The 17,155-nt window shown below is 33.3% G+C and carries 17 protein-coding genes; 12 read left to right on the forward strand and 5 right to left on the reverse strand.

Translation table 11 applies throughout. From position 1 onward, the window contains the following. The first annotated feature begins 55 nt into the window (after positions 1–55). The 11 genes from OH806_RS15195 to guaA all read left to right on the forward strand — a co-directional run bounded on the left by OH806_RS15195 (position 56) and on the right by guaA (position 12,548). The gene (locus OH806_RS15195; protein ID WP_264744529.1) at positions 56–1,912 is read left to right on the forward strand and encodes a glycoside hydrolase family 13 protein; all 1,857 of its coding nucleotides are present in this window, start codon (positions 56–58) and stop codon (positions 1,910–1,912) included. Between the two features lie 10 nt (positions 1,913–1,922). Further along, positions 1,923–2,441, forward strand: coding sequence for a nuclear transport factor 2 family protein (locus OH806_RS15200; RefSeq protein ID WP_264744530.1), 519 nt, complete (start codon positions 1,923–1,925; stop codon positions 2,439–2,441). After that, positions 2,442–3,845, forward strand: a complete 1,404-nt coding sequence (locus OH806_RS15205; RefSeq protein WP_264744531.1) for an MFS transporter — start codon at positions 2,442–2,444, stop codon at positions 3,843–3,845. Between the two features lie 161 nt (positions 3,846–4,006). Next, positions 4,007–4,477: a hypothetical protein gene (locus OH806_RS15210; RefSeq protein WP_264744532.1), complete on the forward strand. Its 471-nt coding sequence runs from the start codon at positions 4,007–4,009 to the stop codon at positions 4,475–4,477. A gap of 98 nt (positions 4,478–4,575) precedes the next feature. Continuing rightward, positions 4,576–5,310 (forward strand): pirin family protein, encoded by a 735-nt coding sequence (locus tag OH806_RS15215; protein ID WP_264744533.1) that lies wholly within the window; start codon positions 4,576–4,578, stop codon positions 5,308–5,310. A 27-nt stretch (positions 5,311–5,337) separates the two neighbouring features. Continuing rightward, complete coding sequence (locus tag OH806_RS15220; RefSeq protein WP_264744534.1) at positions 5,338–5,889, forward strand: NADPH-dependent FMN reductase; 552 nt, start codon at positions 5,338–5,340, stop codon at positions 5,887–5,889. A gap of 208 nt (positions 5,890–6,097) precedes the next feature. Next, positions 6,098–7,090, forward strand: coding sequence for a phosphoribosylformylglycinamidine cyclo-ligase (gene purM / locus OH806_RS15225; protein ID WP_264744535.1), 993 nt, complete (start codon positions 6,098–6,100; stop codon positions 7,088–7,090). A gap of 72 nt (positions 7,091–7,162) precedes the next feature. Further along, positions 7,163–7,729, forward strand: coding sequence for a phosphoribosylglycinamide formyltransferase (gene purN / locus OH806_RS15230; RefSeq protein WP_264744536.1), 567 nt, complete (start codon positions 7,163–7,165; stop codon positions 7,727–7,729). Positions 7,730–8,021: 292 nt separating this feature from the next. Then, entirely contained in the window at positions 8,022–9,539 is a 1,518-nt protein-coding gene (gene purH, locus OH806_RS15235) for a bifunctional phosphoribosylaminoimidazolecarboxamide formyltransferase/IMP cyclohydrolase (RefSeq protein ID WP_264744537.1), read from the forward strand. 91 nt (positions 9,540–9,630) lie between these two features. After that, the gene (gene purD, locus OH806_RS15240) at positions 9,631–10,869 is read left to right on the forward strand and encodes a phosphoribosylamine--glycine ligase (protein WP_264744538.1); all 1,239 of its coding nucleotides are present in this window, start codon (positions 9,631–9,633) and stop codon (positions 10,867–10,869) included. A 149-nt stretch (positions 10,870–11,018) separates the two neighbouring features. Further along, positions 11,019–12,548 (forward strand): glutamine-hydrolyzing GMP synthase, encoded by a 1,530-nt coding sequence (gene guaA, locus OH806_RS15245; RefSeq protein ID WP_264744539.1) that lies wholly within the window; start codon positions 11,019–11,021, stop codon positions 12,546–12,548. A gap of 143 nt (positions 12,549–12,691) precedes the next feature. On the opposite strand, the gene OH806_RS15250 is transcribed toward guaA, so the two are convergent. After that, positions 12,692–13,390 (reverse strand): IS1 family transposase, encoded by a 699-nt coding sequence (locus OH806_RS15250; protein WP_264744540.1) that lies wholly within the window; start codon positions 13,388–13,390, stop codon positions 12,692–12,694. Positions 13,391–13,701: 311 nt separating this feature from the next. Between OH806_RS15250 and OH806_RS15255 the strand changes: the two genes are divergently transcribed. Then, positions 13,702–14,067: a helix-turn-helix domain-containing protein gene (locus OH806_RS15255; RefSeq protein ID WP_264744541.1), complete on the forward strand. Its 366-nt coding sequence runs from the start codon at positions 13,702–13,704 to the stop codon at positions 14,065–14,067. Positions 14,068–14,144: 77 nt separating this feature from the next. On the opposite strand, the gene OH806_RS15260 is transcribed toward OH806_RS15255, so the two are convergent. From OH806_RS15260 to OH806_RS15275, 4 genes are all read right to left on the reverse strand, one after another. Further along, positions 14,145–14,696: a hypothetical protein gene (locus tag OH806_RS15260; RefSeq protein ID WP_264744542.1), complete on the reverse strand. Its 552-nt coding sequence runs from the start codon at positions 14,694–14,696 to the stop codon at positions 14,145–14,147. A 25-nt stretch (positions 14,697–14,721) separates the two neighbouring features. Then, positions 14,722–15,768 (reverse strand): RHS repeat-associated core domain-containing protein, encoded by a 1,047-nt coding sequence (locus OH806_RS15265; protein WP_264744543.1) that lies wholly within the window; start codon positions 15,766–15,768, stop codon positions 14,722–14,724. Positions 15,769–16,388: 620 nt separating this feature from the next. After that, entirely contained in the window at positions 16,389–16,688 is a 300-nt protein-coding gene (locus OH806_RS15270) for a type II toxin-antitoxin system RelE/ParE family toxin (protein WP_264744544.1), read from the reverse strand. Further along, positions 16,678–16,914, reverse strand: a complete 237-nt coding sequence (locus OH806_RS15275) for an addiction module protein (RefSeq protein ID WP_264744545.1) — start codon at positions 16,912–16,914, stop codon at positions 16,678–16,680. The genes OH806_RS15270 and OH806_RS15275 overlap by 11 nt, the downstream gene beginning before the upstream one ends. Positions 16,915–17,155 lie beyond the last annotated feature (241 nt).

Raw genomic sequence — 17,155 nt, forward strand, 5'->3', positions numbered from 1 at the left:
TTAATAATGTTGTGATTAATTATTACTTAACACATATTATAACTAAAGAATACAAATGAATAAAATATATGCAGTTATTGCACTTTCAGTAGCTTCAGCAGCTTTTTCTCAAAAACTTTTAGACAAAGTAGAACCTGCATTTTGGTGGAAAGGAATGAAAAATCCTGAACTTCAGATTCTCGTTTACGGAAAAAATATTGCCAATAATGAGATTGAGCTTTCAGATGGAATTCAGATAAAGGACATTCAGAAAGTAGAAAATCCGAATTATATTTTTCTTACTATTAATACCAATGAGATTAATGTTTCAAAATTTAATATCAATATCAAAAAAGGTAAAAAAAATATAGGTTCTTATGTGTATGAATTAAAGCAAAGACAGCCTAATTCTGCCAATAGAGAATCCTTTTCATCAAAAGATGTGATGTATTTAATCATGCCCGATCGTTTTGCAAATGGAGATGAAAAAAATGACTCAAGTCCTAATTTGATTGAAAAAGTAAACAGAAATCTTCCTAACGGTCGACATGGTGGAGATTTAAGAGGAATCATCAATAATCTTGATTATATTCAAAACCTTGGAGCGACTGCGATATGGCTTACTCCTGTGAATGAAGATAACGAAAAAGTTTATTCTTATCATGGCTATGCTCAGACTGATTTGTATAAAATAGATGAAAGATACGGGACGAATGAAGAGTACAAAGAGCTTTCCCAAAAAATGAACAAAAGAAACATGAAACTGGTGATGGACTACGTTACCAATCATTGGGGAATTTCACATTGGATGATGAAAGACTTACCTACAAAAGACTGGATTCATAGTTTTAGTGATGGTGAAAACGGTTTCAAACGTTCCAATTATAAAACGACAACACAGTTTGATACCAATGCCTCCGAAATTGATAAAAAACTGGCTCTGGATGGATGGTTTGATACCACAATGCCTGATATTAACCAAAAAAATCCTTTAGTTTTAAAATATTTAACGCAAAATGCGATTTGGTGGATAGAATATGCTGAATTAGGAGGTTTCCGTGTCGATACATATCCTTACAACGATAAAGAAGCAATGGCAAAATGGGCAAAAGCCATTACTGATGAATATCCAAAATTCAATATTGTAGGAGAAACCTGGCAGGGAACGGCAGGACATATTTCCGGATGGCAAAAAAATTCCAAAACGGGAGAAGCGGCAAACTATAATTCCAACCTTCCTTCTGTGATGGACTTTATGTTATATGGAGAAATGCCTAAAGCATTAAAAGAAAAAGAAGGCTGGGATACAGGTATGAATCGTATTTACAACAGTCTCTCAAGCGATTTTCTTTATCCTGACATCAATAATGTGATGATTTTCTTTGAAAATCATGATACAGAAAGATGGAACGAAATTTTTAATGGTGATTTGAATGCTTACAAAATGGGATTGACGTTAATTTCAACACTTAGAGGGATTCCGCAAATTTATTATGGCTCAGAAATCGGAATGAGAGGTGATAAAAATAAAGGAGGTGATGCTGATATTCGAAGAGATTTTCCGGGAGGTTGGAAGTCGGATAAAGTAAATGCTTTCAATCTTTCAAATCAAACCCCTGAACAAAAAGAATTTTATCAGTTTACTCAAAAATTATTGAACTGGAGAAAAGGGAAGGAGGTAATACACACCGGAAAAACTAAAAATTTCGCTCCTCAGAATAATGTTTTTGTGTATTTTAGATATGATGAAAAAGAAAGTGTGATGGTAGTTTTAAACAATAATGAAAAAGAAGAAAAATTAGATTTAAAACATTTTGAAGAATCTTTAAAAGGATTTACAAAAGGGAAAGATATAATTTCAGACAAAGAATTTTCATTGGAAAACAGTTTTATGATACCTGCCAAAACCTCGATGGTTATTGAATTAAAATAAATTATTAAACATGAAAAAAACTACAATATTCTTCACCTTCTTATTATTTATAGTAAGCTTTACAGCCATTTCTGCTCAGTCAAAATTCGATAAAGAAAAAACAGAAATCGGAGCAATGCTTGACGGATTTAATGTCGCAGCTGCCAAAGCCGATTTTGATACATACTTCAATTATTTTGCTGAAGAATCTACTTTTATTGGCACAGACGCAACCGAAGTCTGGAATAAAAAAGATTTTATGGTTTGGGCAAAACCTCATTTTGATAAGAAAAGAACCTGGAATTTTACTTCGTTAAAAAGAAATATTTATTTCAGTAAAGACGGAAAATTGGCTTGGTTTGATGAATTGTTGGATACCCAAATGAAAATTTGCAGAGGTTCAGGCGTGGTTGAAAAAATTAACGGAGAATGGAAAGTGAAGCAATATGTTCTTTCGGTAACTGTTCCTAATGAAGTGCTTGATAAAGTAATTGTAGAAAAATCTCCGATTGAAGATGAACTAATTCAAAAATTAAAAACACAAAAATAAATGAATCAATCTCACAATTCAGTTTCGAGAAAAATAAAACCTAACCTTTCCATGTTTCAAATCATCAATATGAGCATGGGATTTTTGGGAATTCAAATGGCATTTGGGTTACAAAATGGTAATGCCAGTAGAATTTTAGCTAATTTTGGGGCAGATGTTCATGAGCTTTCTTGGTTTTGGCTGGTTGCTCCCATTACGGGATTGATTGTTCAGCCAATCATTGGTCACTTGGGAGACAATACATGGAGTCCGTTAGGCAGAAGAAAACCCTATTTTTTAATTGGAGCAGTTTTATGCGCAATTGGTTTGGTGATGCTTCCCAACGCAGCTTCTGCAACACAAATGATGGCAGCAAACGTATTATTGTTAGCCGTAATTTTTTTGGCGATGATGGATGCTTCCATTAATGTTGCAATGGAACCTTTTCGTGCATTGGTAGGAGATATGTTGCCCAAACATCAGGGTACGATTGGTTTTTCTGTTCAGACAATTTTAATAGGAATAGGTGCGGTTATTGGTTCAGAATTACCCAATTGGCTTACAAAATGGGGCGTTTCTAATGTTGCTCCGAAAGGTTTTGTAGCAGATAATGTGATTTATGCCTTTTATATTGGTGCGGCAGTTCTGATTTTATCTATTTTATATACAATTTTTACGACTAAAGAATATTCCCCTGAAGAATTTGCCGAATTTGAAGGAGAAAATGAAGCCGAAAATCACAAATCAAAATTCTCAGATATTTTTAAAGATTTTAAAAATGCTCCTTCTCAGATGAAGAAACTGGGGGTTGTTCAGTTCTTTTCGTGGTTTGCATTGTTTACAATGTGGGTTTTTACGACAAGTGCTTTAGCAACTCATCATTTTGGGCTTTCTCCTGATGATACGCATTCGGCAGAATTTAATAAAGCTGGAGATTTAACGGGAAGTTTATTCGGAAGTTATAATCTTTATGCAATTTTCTTTGCTTTTGCTTTAACCCCGATTGCTAAATTTATTGGTAAAAAACAGACTCACGCTTTAGCTTTGGCTTGTGGAGGATTAGGGTTAATTTCCATGTATTTTATTAAAGATATCAATAGTCTTTGGATTTCCATGGTAGGATTGGGCTTTGCTTGGGCAAGTATTTTGGCGATGCCTTATGCAATGTTGATAGATTCAATTCCGCAAAAGAAAATGGGAGTTTATATGGGGATTTTCAACTTTTTTATTGTGATTCCGCAAATAATTAACGGTATTTTCGGAGGTCCGATTGTAAGCGGAATATTTGGAAAAATGGCGATTGATTACGTTGTTGTAGGTGGCATTTGTATGTTGATAGGTGCTGTTTTGACTTTAGTTTTTGTAAAATCCGAACACGACACACCAAAAGAAATTGAAGAAGAAATAAAACAGGTGCATTTTTAAATTCTTATATCTATAAAACGGACTTCAGTTCGTTTTTTTTATTTAAAAATGAAATAAGTTTAGCAAATACCAATTACTTTTTTAGCATGAATAAATTTTAAAAAACAGTATATCTTCAAAAGAAACTACAGAAAATTCCGTTTAATTCTTAAATTTGACGAATGCGAAAGAATTTTTATTTCATTATTATCTCATTTTCTCTTGTGAGTTGCTATACTTATCAGGCTAAAAAACAGGTTGATACAACAGCTGATAATAAACAAGAATCTAAAAAGAGGCAAACTCTTGTTAATAACACTGCTGTGAAAGCGGAAAACTTAAAGGCTGAATCTCAAAATATGAAATTACAGCCAGTCTCTGCTCCAGTTAGTATTCAGGAGAAACTTGCATCTAATAAAAATGTTAAAATTGAAGTTGATGGTAAAAGCTACAAGGTAATAGTTGACCGATGGGAAAGTGATAGTTTGGTTGTACATCCTGTTCATAATTCTAAAAAAGTTTTAAAATTTCATAAGAATCAGATTAATGCTGAGAAAATTGCTGAAAAAAGATTTTCACAGCCCATCGCGGATATTATAACTGTTGTTGCTTATGCTGGTATTGGTGTTGCAATTTGGGCTCTTGTGAAGTAAAAGGTTTTCACTCTCTTTTCACCAAAAATCCTTTCTTATCTTACATCAACATTTCCCCAATTTAACCTCCATACATTTGTACCATAAATAATCACAATATGAAAACAGTATATCATAAAGCAGATTCAAGAGGTCATGCAAACCACGGTTGGCTAAATTCTTATCATACATTTAGTTTTGCAGGGTATCATAATCCTGAAAGAATGAATTTTGGAGTATTGAGAGTGTTGAATGACGATACCGTTTCTCAGGGAATGGGCTTCGGAACTCATCCTCATAGAGATATGGAAATTATTTCGATTCCTTTGGAAGGAGATTTGGAGCATAAAGATTCTAAGGGAACAACTGCTGTTATCAAAAAAGGAGAAATTCAGGTAATGAGTGCGGGAACAGGTATTATGCATAGTGAATATAACAAAAATAAAGACCAGGCTGTAAAGTTTTTACAAATTTGGGTTTTTCCAAAGGAGTTGGGTGTTGAGCCTAGATATGACCAAAAAAGCATTAAAGAAGGAGAAAAAATCAACAATTTCCAACAAATTCTTTCACCGAATAAAAATGATGATGGAGTTTGGATTCATCAGGATGCATGGTTCAATTTGGCAAATTTCACAAAAGGGAACGGAAAAAATTATACGTTGAATAAAAAAGGTAACGGAGTCTATGCTTTTGTATTAAAAGGAAGTGCAAAAGTTGGAGAAAGAGTCTTAAATGAAAGAGATGGTTTAGGAATTTGGGACACACAAAGTTTTAATATTGAAGCAGTAGAAGACGCTGAAATTCTTTTGATGGAAGTCCCAATGGAATTACCTTCTTATATGAATAATAACTAAATTTGTGTACTTTAAATAATTAAATAAATGAAAGTTTTAGCAATAGCGGGAAGCAATTCAGGAGCTTCAATCAATAAACAGTTAGTAACATACGCAGCAAGTATTTTTGAAAATGCAGAAGTAGAAGTGGTAGATATGAACCAATTCGAAATGCCGATTTATAAACATGAAAGAGAGCTGGAAGGAGGAATTCCTCAACAAGCAAAAGATTTTGCTGCAAAAATTGATGGAGCTAATATATTATTAATCTCTTTAGCAGAACATAATGGCACATATTCTACTGCCTTCAAAAATGTGTTTGACTGGGTTTCAAGAATTAAAGACAGAGCTGTTTTTAATGAAGTTCCGATGTTGTTGATGGCAACTTCTCCGGGAGGTAGAGGTGGAGCAGGTGTTTTGGAAGCAGCAACTAAACGTTTTCCTTTGCATGGTGGAAATATTATAGAAACTTTCTCATTGCCTTTCTTTAATGATAATTTTGACAAATCGGCTCAGAAAATTTCTAATGAAGAGAAAAGCAGTGAATTAAAAACAAAAATTCAGAAGATTGCTACTCTGGAATCTATCCTTCAAAAATAGATTTGAATATTAATTTAAAATTAATATCTTTGCAAAAAGAAAGAAAATGAAAATTCAGACCTACCATAAGCAATGTTTTTCCAAGAAAGGAGAAGTTGTGGGCTCTGAAATTCTGAGATAAAATAACGGCCGATAATCAATGAGATTGTCGGCTTTTTTGTTTTCTAAATTTGAATAAAAAGTTTGAAATAAATTTCTAAAAGTAAACATGAGCAACACTTACAAATCAGCAGGAGTAGACAAAGAGGAAGGGTATAAAACCGTTGATAAAATCAAAAAAGCGGTTGGCGAAACTCACAATTCAAATGTATTGAATCATTTGGGTAGTTTTGGAGCTTTCTACGAAATCGGAGGTTATAAAAATCCTGTTTTGGTTTCAGGAACTGATGGAGTAGGAACTAAACTGAAAGTAGCTTTAGACTCTAAAAAATACGACTCTATTGGTGTAGATTGTTTCGCAATGTGTGCCAATGACATCCTTTGTCATGGTGCTAAGCCTTTATTCTTCTTAGATTATTTGGCTTGTGGAAAATTAGACTCTGAAATTGCAGCAGAAATCGTTTTAGGAATGGTGGAAGCATGTAAAGATAATAACTGTGCATTAATTGGTGGTGAAACTGCTGAAATGCCTGGAATGTATCAGCCTGGAGATTATGATGTTGCCGGATTTTGTGTAGGAATCGTGGAAAAAGACCAGATTATTGATGGTTCTAAAATCAAAGCAGGAAACAAAATCATTGCGTTACCAAGTTCTGGTTTTCATTCAAACGGATTTTCTTTAGTGAGAAAAGTATTCCCGAATTTTGAAGAAGAATTTGAAGGAAAACCTTTGTATGAAACGCTTTTAGTTCCTACAAGATTGTACTTTAAAGATATCCATAAAGTTCTGGAGGAAGTTAATGTTTGCGGAATAGCTCATATTACAGGAGGCGGACTTTATGAAAATGTTCCAAGAATCATTCCTGAAGGATTATGTGCTTCAATTGATGCTTCAAAAATTCAGATTCCAAGTATTATGCTTGAATTAGAAAAAAGAGGAGGAGTAGCTCGTGAAGAAATGTTCGGAACATTCAATATGGGAGTTGGTATGACAATCGTAGTTGATGCAGAACACGCTGAGAAAGTGTTACACCTTTTGGATGATGCTTATGAAATCGGTGAAATTACAGAAGGTAGCGAGAAAATCAATTTGAAATTTTAAATAAAAATAAGATTTAGGACTAGAAATTTTAATTAAACTAATTTCTAACGTCTTACTTCTAACTTCTAATTAATGAAAAACATCGTTGTACTCGTTTCAGGCTCAGGAACTAATCTTCAAAGAATCATTGATACTATTGAAGCTGGAGAAGTCCAAAATGCAAAAGTATCTTTAGTTGTTGCAGACAGAGAATGTTTCGGACTTGAAAGAGCGAGAAATCATAATATAGAAAATGTTCTGATTCCAAGAGGGAAAAATTTCAGTAACGAATTGAATAAAATCATCCCTGAAAATACAGATTTAATAGTCTTAGCTGGATTTTTATCAATTCTAAAACCAGAATTTTGCGAAAATTGGGAAGGAAAAATCATTAATATCCATCCTGCTTTGCTACCAAAATTTGGTGGAAAAGGAATGTGGGGAATGAATGTTCACAAAGCAGTTGTTGAATCCAAAGAAAAAGAAAGTGGGGCAACAGTACATTTTGTGACTTCAGGAATTGATGAAGGTGAAATTATCCTTCAAAAATCATTCGAGGTAACAGAAAATGATACTCCCGAAAATTTAGCAGAAAAAATTCATTTAATTGAATATGAAATTTTCCCGAAAGCGATTAATAAAGTTTTAGGAAACAAATAAAACAAAAATTCCCCTCCATTGGAGGGGTGTCAGAAATTCAAAGAATTTATGACGGGGTGGTTAACATAATGGCTTCGACTCCGCTCAGCCTGAAAATGTTACAAAAGAACAATTAGTATTAGAGATGTCATGCTGAGCTTGTCGAAGCATTTCTTTAATCAAATCAAAAACACATTTAGATTTTAATTATTTCGAAAACAATAAAAAATCTAACTAAAATAAAAGTAAAACCGGGGGTGAAAGACCGGAATACAGTTTGAAATGACTGTAAAAAGTAAAAATCGAAAGTAAAATGAGTAAAAAGAGAGTTTTAATCAGTGTTTCTGACAAAAGCGGATTAATTGAATTCGCACAGTTTTTGGAAGCTCAAAACTATGAATTAATTTCTACGGGAGGTACGTTCAAACATTTGAAAGACGCTGGTTTAAATCCAATTCAGATTGATGAGGTAACCAATTTCCCTGAGATGTTGGACGGTAGAGTGAAAACTCTTCACCCAAAAGTTCATGGCGGACTTTTAGCGGTACGTTCAAACGAAGAACACATGAAGACGGTGAAGGAGCATGAAATTGGTTTGATTGACATGGTTATCGTAAATCTTTATCCTTTCTTTGAGAATGTCAATAAAGATATTTCTTTACATGAAAAAGTAGAGTTTATTGATATCGGCGGACCTTCAATGCTTCGTTCTGCCGCAAAAAACTTTGATTCTGTTACTGTGATTACTGATGTTGAAGATTACGCAAAAGTAAAAGAGGAAATGGAACAAAACGGTGATACTTATATCGAAACTCGTAAGAGATTGGCAGGTAAAGTATTCAATCTTACCTCTGCTTATGATGCAGCGATTTCAAGAATGCTTTTAGATGAAGAATATCCGTCTTATCTGAATGCTTCTTACAAGAAAGTTTCTGATTTGAGATATGGCGAAAACCCTCATCAAACGGCAGCTTACTATGTTTCTACTTTCGAAAATGGAGCAATGAAAGATTTCGAACAGTTGGGAGGAAAAGAACTTTCTTTCAACAACCTTCGAGATATGGATCTTTGCTGGAAAGTAGTTACTGAATTTAAAGAAGAAATGGCTTGTTGTGCTGTAAAACATTCTACACCTTGTGGAGTTGCTATCGGAACTTCAGCTTTGGAAACATATCAAAAAACTTTTGAATGTGATCCTGTTTCAATCTTTGGCGGAATTGTTGCAATGAATTACAAAATAGATACTGCAACAGCTGAAGAATTAAATAAAACTTTCCTTGAGATTGTAATGGCTCCTGAATTTGATGAAGAAGCTATCGAAATTTTAAGAAAGAAAAAGAATTTGAGAATCATTAAGATAAAAAATGCTGTTTCTGATCGCCAAACTTGGGTGAAGATTGATGGAGGTATTTTGGTTCAGGATAATGATAGTGTTTTCTCTGATGATATTAAAGTTGTTACAGAAAAGCAACCAACAGAAGAGCAGAAAAAAGCATTGCTTTTCTCTCAAAGAGTGGTAAAATATGTAAAGTCTAATGCAATTGTAGTTTCTAACGGAATTCAGGCATTCGGAATAGGAGGAGGTCAGGTTAACAGAATCTGGGCAACTCAACAAGCTATTGAAAGAGCTAAAGAAAAATTCTCAGGAGAATTGGTATTGGCTTCTGATGCATTTTTTCCTTTCCGTGATGTGGTAGATTTCTGTGCTAAGGAAGGAATTACAGCTATCATTCAACCTGGCGGAAGTGTAAAAGATCAGGATAGTATAGAAGCAGCCAATGAACATGGTATTCCGATGATGTTTACTGGGATTAGACATTTTTTACACTAATTAAAATAGAATTAAAAAATAATTTGGGATTGTATTTATAGCATTCAAAATTATATATTTGTAAATTATAGACTAGATAATTAAAATAAGTATGAGAATATTAATCATAGGTGAAGGCGGAAGAGAATCTGCTTTGGCAGTGAAACTTCAGAATGATTCCAGAATTACTAAAATGTTTTTTTCTAACGGAAATGCAACTACCGATAAAATAGGAAAAAATGTTCATTTAACAGATATTAAAGAGCTGAGAGATTTTGCTATTAAAGAAAAAGTAGATTTAACAATCGTAGGTCCTGAAGCTCCGCTTGTAGCTGGTTTAAGAGACGAATTTAAGAAACATGATCTTAAAGTTTTTGGTCCGAATCAGAAAGTTGCTAGTTTAGAGGGAAGTAAGGCTTTTTCTAAGAAATTTATGCAAACCTATGATATCAAAACGGCAAAAGCTGTAGTATTTGATTCTTATAATGAAGCTAAAGAATATGTTCAGACTCAGGCTTATCCTTTAGTGATTAAAGCGAGTGGTTTAGCTGGTGGAAAAGGAGTTGTTATTTGTGAAACTCTTGAAGAAGCTGAAGCTACAATCCATGATTTTATGATTAGAAGAATCTATGGAGATGCCGGAATTCGTTTAGTTATTGAAGAATATTTACAAGGTTTTGAGGCTTCAATTATTGCTTTCTCAAATGGTGAAAAACTTTTCCCTTGTATCGCTGCTAAAGATTATAAAAAAGCAGGAAAAGGTGATACAGGACCAAATACAGGAGGTATGGGTTCAGTAGCTCCAAGTCCTGAATTTACTCAAGAGCATTATGCAGATTTCGAAAAAAATATCTTAGAACCAACAATTAAAGGTCTTAAAGGTGAAGGTTTCAGTTTTAAAGGAATTATCTTCTTCGGATTGATGGTGACTAAAAACGGAACTTACCTTCTTGAATATAATATGAGATTCGGAGATCCTGAAACTCAGGTATTAATGGCATTAATGGAGAATAATCTTCTTGATGTTATCAATGATTGTATGGAAGGTAAAGATATTGAGCTTAAGTTTAAAGACGAAAAGGCTGTTTGTCTTGTAATGTGTTCAGGAGGTTATCCTAGAAATATTGAAACTGGTTTCGAAATCGTAGGAGAAGATAAAGTGAAGCATAGTAAACTTTTATATGCAGGAGCAATCAAAAAAGGAGACAAAGTAGTTTCAAACGGAGGTAGAGTTCTGAATATTGTGGCTACAGGTGCTACTTACGAAGATGCTCGTAAGAAAGCTTACGAAGATGCAAGTCATGTACATTTCGATTACGGCTTCTACAGAGAAGACATCGGAAAGTTCTAAATAAAAATCAAGAAAAAAGATTTGGAGTCATTCCAAGTCTTTTTTTGTAAAATCAATGGTGTTGATTTTCAGGAGAAAGTCAATTTTAATAAATCCATTTTTGAGTTTTCTGAAACTCATCACTTATAATTTTATAACTCATAATTACAATGAATAACGGTATTATCATATTAGATTTTGGATCACAGTATAACCAGCTTATCGGAAGAAGAATCCGTGAGATGGGTGTGTATTCTGAAATTTTACCTTTCAATACACCTATTAAAGATATTTTAGAAAAACAACCAAGAGGAATTATCCTTTCCGGTGGACCAAGTTCTGTAAATGCAGAAAATGCCCATTTGGTTGAAAAAGAATTGTATGAACAAGGTGTTCCCGTGTTGGGAATTTGCTATGGAATGCAGCTTACAGCGCATCTTTTAGGAGGAAAAGTTCATAAAGGTGTAAAAGGAGAGTACGGTAAAGCTCATTTGGAAATTGTAAAAGAAAGTTCTTTATTAAAAGGGGTTACAAATAATTCTATTGTGTGGATGAGCCACTTCGACGAAGTGGGAGAATTACCTGCAGGTTTTGAATTGAATGCAAAATCGGGTGTAATAGCTTCAATTTCTAATGAAGATAAGAAAATATATTGTGTTCAGTTCCACCCTGAAGTTTCTCATACAGAGGAAGGTGGAAAAATGTTGGAAAATTTTGTTTTCGGAATTTGCGATGCTGAGAAAAACTGGAAACTGACAAATTATATTGAAAAAACGGTTGAAGAAATCCGTGAAAGAGTAGGTGACCAAAAAGTTATCTTGGGACTTTCCGGAGGGGTAGATTCTTCTGTTGCTGCGGTGTTAATTCATAAAGCGATCGGAGATCAATTAACTTGTATTTTCGTAGATACAGGTCTATTGAGAAAAGATGAAGGGAAAAAGGTGATGGATAATTATGGAGAGCATTTCCATATGAATATTAAAATGGTGGATGCTTCAGAAAGATTCCTTTCGAAATTGGCCGGTGTAGATGATCCTGAACAAAAAAGAAAAATCATCGGAAACGAATTTATTCATGTTTTTGATGAAGAATCTCATAAAATTGAAGGGGCTAAGTTTTTAGCTCAGGGTACAATTTATCCTGACGTTATCGAAAGTCAATCGGTAAACGGACCTTCTGCGGTAATTAAATCTCACCACAACGTTGGTGGACTTCCCGAAGATATGGAATTTGAATTGCTTGAACCTTTAAGAGAACTTTTCAAGGATGAAGTAAGAAAAGTAGGGGAGGAATTGGGTATTCCACATCATTTGGTACACAGACATCCTTTCCCTGGACCAGGGTTAGGAATCAGAGTTTTGGGAGCTGTAGATGCCGAAAAAGTAAGAATTCTTCAGGAAGCTGATGATATTTTTATTGAAGAATTGTATAAAAATGATTTGTACGAGAAGGTTTCTCAGGCTTTCGTGGTACTTCTTCCTGTAAAATCGGTAGGAGTAATGGGAGATGAGAGAACTTACGAATATACAGCGGTTGTTCGTTCTGCAAATACTATCGATTTTATGACAGCAACATGGAGTAAGCTTCCTTATGAATTCCTTGAAACAGTTTCTAATAGAATTATCAACGAAGTAAGAGGAATCAATAGAGTGGCTTACGATATTTCAAGCAAACCGCCTGCAACAATCGAATGGGAATAAAATTTGATTTGAATTTTTAAAATATAAATCCTGCCTTTGGGCGGGATTTTTTGTTTATTAAGATTTAGATATTATTAATTCACTTTTTATATAAATCAATATCAATAACTCTGATGTAGTACCATTTTTTTATGATAATTGTGTTAAGTCCAAAAGTAGATTTTCAGAACTGAATTTAACATTAAACTACTTTTGGTAAAGCAAATAGTTCTCCTGTTAAATCTTTTCAAATGAATTCTTATACTTAGATTTTTCCTTTCTATTCTGTTTGTTCCAAATCTTTTGGTTTCGTGAATTTCTTTTGGAATAAGGTATCTGTAATTTTTTAACTTATCAGTAAATATTTTTTCTGCATTTGCATTAGTCAGTGTTTTTAAGACAGTTTGAAGAGTTGTGTTATTTCTCTTGCCAATATAAAATCCTGTAACTTGTTTTGTGATTTTGTTTATTGCATACACCAACCACATCGGGTTTGTCTTCTTTCTGATGAAAAATCTCATCTCATCCATCTCATATTTCTGGTAGAATGGAATAATGGGAGGGGAAATATTTTTTGCAATAAAGATTAATCTTTTCAGAAGAGTAGAGGTAGATATTTTCAAGATCCTTGCAGTACTTCGTATTCCCAATCCTTCTTTTGTTAATAGGATGATTTGGAAATTAAAATCTTTTCTATAAGCATTGTAAGTGTAATAATCAATAAATCTCTTGTTACAGTTTTTACAGAGATATTGTTGTTTTTTATTTTTTGTAGTTCCGTTTTTGATGATGTTTTTCGAAGAGCAGTTTTTGCAGATTCCGGTATCACTAACTCTGATACACGAAGAATGATACTCAATCATTTAAGTATGTTTTTTTCTGCTAAAATAAACAAAAGCAGGAATTACCTGCTTCTGTTTTTGATTATTTAATTTGAATTTTATTTGATTTTCAGTTAGTTAATTCTTTAAAATACCGTCATCACTAACTTTGATACATTACCAGATTTCCATAGAAAAATTATTTTGTGCGATTTTTTCAACTACAAATCTAAAAAATAATTTCTAAAATCGAATAAAATAATTTTATTATTTCGCAAGTATTTTCCTTTTTCACACTTTTAACTATATTTGAATACAATATTTAAGTATTTATTGTAGTTAATATCAAAGTCATGAGCATCGGGAAAATCGTAAAAAAAATAAGAGAAGATAAAGGTTTAATGCAGAAAGAAGTTTCTGCTCATTTGGGCATTGGCAATAGTAATTATAATAAACTAGAAAACGGACACAGGGAATTGTCTGTAGAAGAGCTACTGAAGCTTTCTAAACTTTTTAATCTTACTACAGACCAGATTTTAAACTACGAAAATATTATTCCTGAAGAAGTAACAATCGAAGATAAGCCAGATTTTGAAAAACTACATTTAATAAACCAATTGGATGAAGAAGATAAATCTATCATCTTTAAAATGGTAGACAAAATGCTTACCACCAAAAAATTTAAAGACTTTTTTAATAAAAATGTAGCAACTTTATAAAACAAAAACCACTGCGAGAGCAGTGGTTTTTTATTGTTATCCGCTCAAAGTCAAAGACTTTGCAAAGCGGGGGGTAGTCATTTAATATATTTTGACAAAGGGATAAAACTTAAAACAAAAAAAGAAAAAATACCTATTATAATTCCTAAACTTATCCATGCCCATTTACGTCTTACTTTTTTGGACTCTTGATCAAATTCATCAAAATACTTTAAATATTTATTGTTTTTAAATAGTAATTTTTCATTAAGAATCCAAGGGGCAATCAATAAGATTGCTACGAATAACCATTTATATGAACTCCCTGGTTCCCAAAAAAATTGTATTAGTGATTTACCTAATATTGTTTGGAAAATATTAAATAATCCATACTCTATAAGAATGATTAAGCCTCCCATATGAATACCAGACATAACAATATTTTGACCATACGTACGATTATTTATTGCATTATCACTGGCTGCTCTTATCTCTTTTGGCGAACTATTTTTCTTCTTCAATGAATTAACTATAAAAGGAATTTTATAAATTAAATCAAAAATTAAAGTAATGGGATAGGTTATTATTTTGGAGGCTTTAATTTCAAATTGATAAATAAAATAATGAACATAGTTCCAAATTCTTTCCATAAAATTTCTATCTTAAAATTTTTGTTTATTTTATATAATCAGGTTTGTTTAATATCTTACTAGCCCATTCTTCAGCGTAGTCTCCACCATATACACCTCCTAATATTCCTCCTACAACACCACCAACTATTCCCCCAATTGCTGCTCCGGGTATTGCACCAACTCCTTCAAACCATACTCCTATCATGGCTCCTAACTCTCCTCCAGCTAGTGCTCCAGCTTTTGTACCAAGCCATGCTCCTGCGGTACCTCCAACTACGTTAGCAGTAGCTATTTTAGCTCTAATACCGAAATTTCCACCATCTTTATAGGTTCCATAGCTAATTTGAGCCGCACTAATTGCATACCCTACATATCCTGCTCTTTTAGCATATTTTCCAAACATTTCAGTATTTCTTAGGTAGTCACTTCTTAGTCCGATTAAAGATCCTCTGGCTCTTCCTGCATAAGCAGTACTTCTCATTTGCCCGAGATTATCAATCCAATATCCGCTATTGTAAAGAGCCGTTCTTTGCTTGGCAACATACTCGAATCCCCCACCCATAGCTGTAGCACCCCAGTCAGCCCAATTTTTATAAGCATCGAAAGGTGTATTAACTTTCGCTCTGTGTAAAGTAATTCCCCCTGTATTACCGGTTAACATATCGTCAATATCATAATACATATTACGATTTGCATCATCTAAAGTAGACCACATTGCGAATCCTTTATTGAAAGAAAGCCCATCCATACTTCCACCATTTGCAAAATACTCAAACATAGAGGCTGCATCATTTCCGGTAAAAGTGTAGCCGCCACTATAGCCGCCTCCGCCGTCACCATAGTTTACGCCAAGGAAATTGGTTGCATATTTAGGTTTGAAAGAAGAGCCCAGAAAACCATAGGTTTGTCCTGAGGTATCTGTAATATTTCCTGCATCATCAATCCATCTTCCGTCCGGGTCTATCAGTGAGATTGGGCTATTTACCACATAAGCAAATGGAGAAGTAGAGTCATATTTTTCTGCTAATTGGTCAATTCCGTTCCAACGACCTAAGTCAGGCATATATTGTCTCCAACCGTAGTCTAGCATTCCGCAGTCTGCTCAACTTTTTCCAAACTTCCTACTTTATTTCCAACTCGCGCGAACTTTTTATTTTTTCTTCTGCTCTGTTCACGCTTTTCTCAAAAGTAGGAATTTTGGACGATAAATTTCAGATTTTTTCAACTGAAAATAAAAATTCTGAGGAGTTTCGGATTTTCATTCTCCAATTTTTTTCTTTCAATTGAAAAAATAAATTTCATTTCTAAAAATGTAGAAAATTTCCAGTGTTGTCGCTGTTGTTGTAAAATGTTAAAATGTGGGTAAAATTGGTGCGGGTTTTAGCGTTGGGTTTATCCATATTTTAATATTTTTTGTTGTTTTAAGGGCTAAAACTCCATTCAGGGAACGCAGAGCGTAGGCTGTGGAATACTTTGTATGGAACAAAGGAAAGCATTTTACATAATCTCAAATTATAGGCAAAAATGCAGTTGGTTTGCGGTGGAACGAAGTTTTAGCGAAGTGGAAACGCACGTTTTGCACTGGCAATTTGCGTATAATTTCGATTATGTAATTTGCTGTGGCGTTTAAAGTTCGGTTTCCAGTTAGGGAAAGTGCTTTTCGAGAAGTTGAGAGTGATATTGTTTAATTCAAAAAGCAGTTGGTAGATTTTATTTTATACGTTTTTCTGCTGTTTGGGGATTTTGTTTTGTATGTAAAATTGCATGAATATAAATCGTTTTTTCTTCGACTGTATAATAAATTCCGTAAGGGAACTTTTTTGTAAAAGCGATTCTGATTTCGTTATATCTTTTCTGATAATGTTCAGGATTTTTTGATATTTTTTCTAGACTTTCATCTATTTTCTCCAAAAACTTTTCGGATAAACTTCCACTTTGTTCCCTGTACCATTCAATGGATTTTCTAATATCTTGCTGAGCTTTTGGCTTTACAATTAGATTATATTCCATATTCTTTTTTCAGGTCTTGTTTTAGTTCTCTCCATGATTTTCCTGAAGCTGGATTTTCTTTGTGTTCTTTTAAACGCTCGTCTAAAATTTCTTTATGCTCCGCACTTAATCCTTCTTCTTGGGCTTCTTCTGTTGTGATAATAGCATTGATAATTCTTAAAATCCTTTCATCGGCATGGTCGATAAATTCATGAATTCTTTTTCTGATATCTATTGTTGATTCCATTGTATGCATATTTCTTATTTTCAAAGTTATAAATAAAATAAATACTATAATTATTCTGTTTAAATCACTTCATGTATTTTTCAATTTCCTGTTTCAGGTTTTCGAGTTCTGATTGATTAAAATATTCGAGACTTCGAATACATTTAAATCCTGCTTTGTATTGTACTTCTCTTAAATTATATTGTTTTAGCCAGAGATTGATTCTGCTGTTTCTGATTTGCTGTAAATTTTGGATTTCTAT

The sequence above is a fragment of the Chryseobacterium oryctis genome (assembly GCF_025971925.1).
GTDB classification, from domain to species: domain Bacteria; phylum Bacteroidota; class Bacteroidia; order Flavobacteriales; family Weeksellaceae; genus Chryseobacterium; species Chryseobacterium oryctis.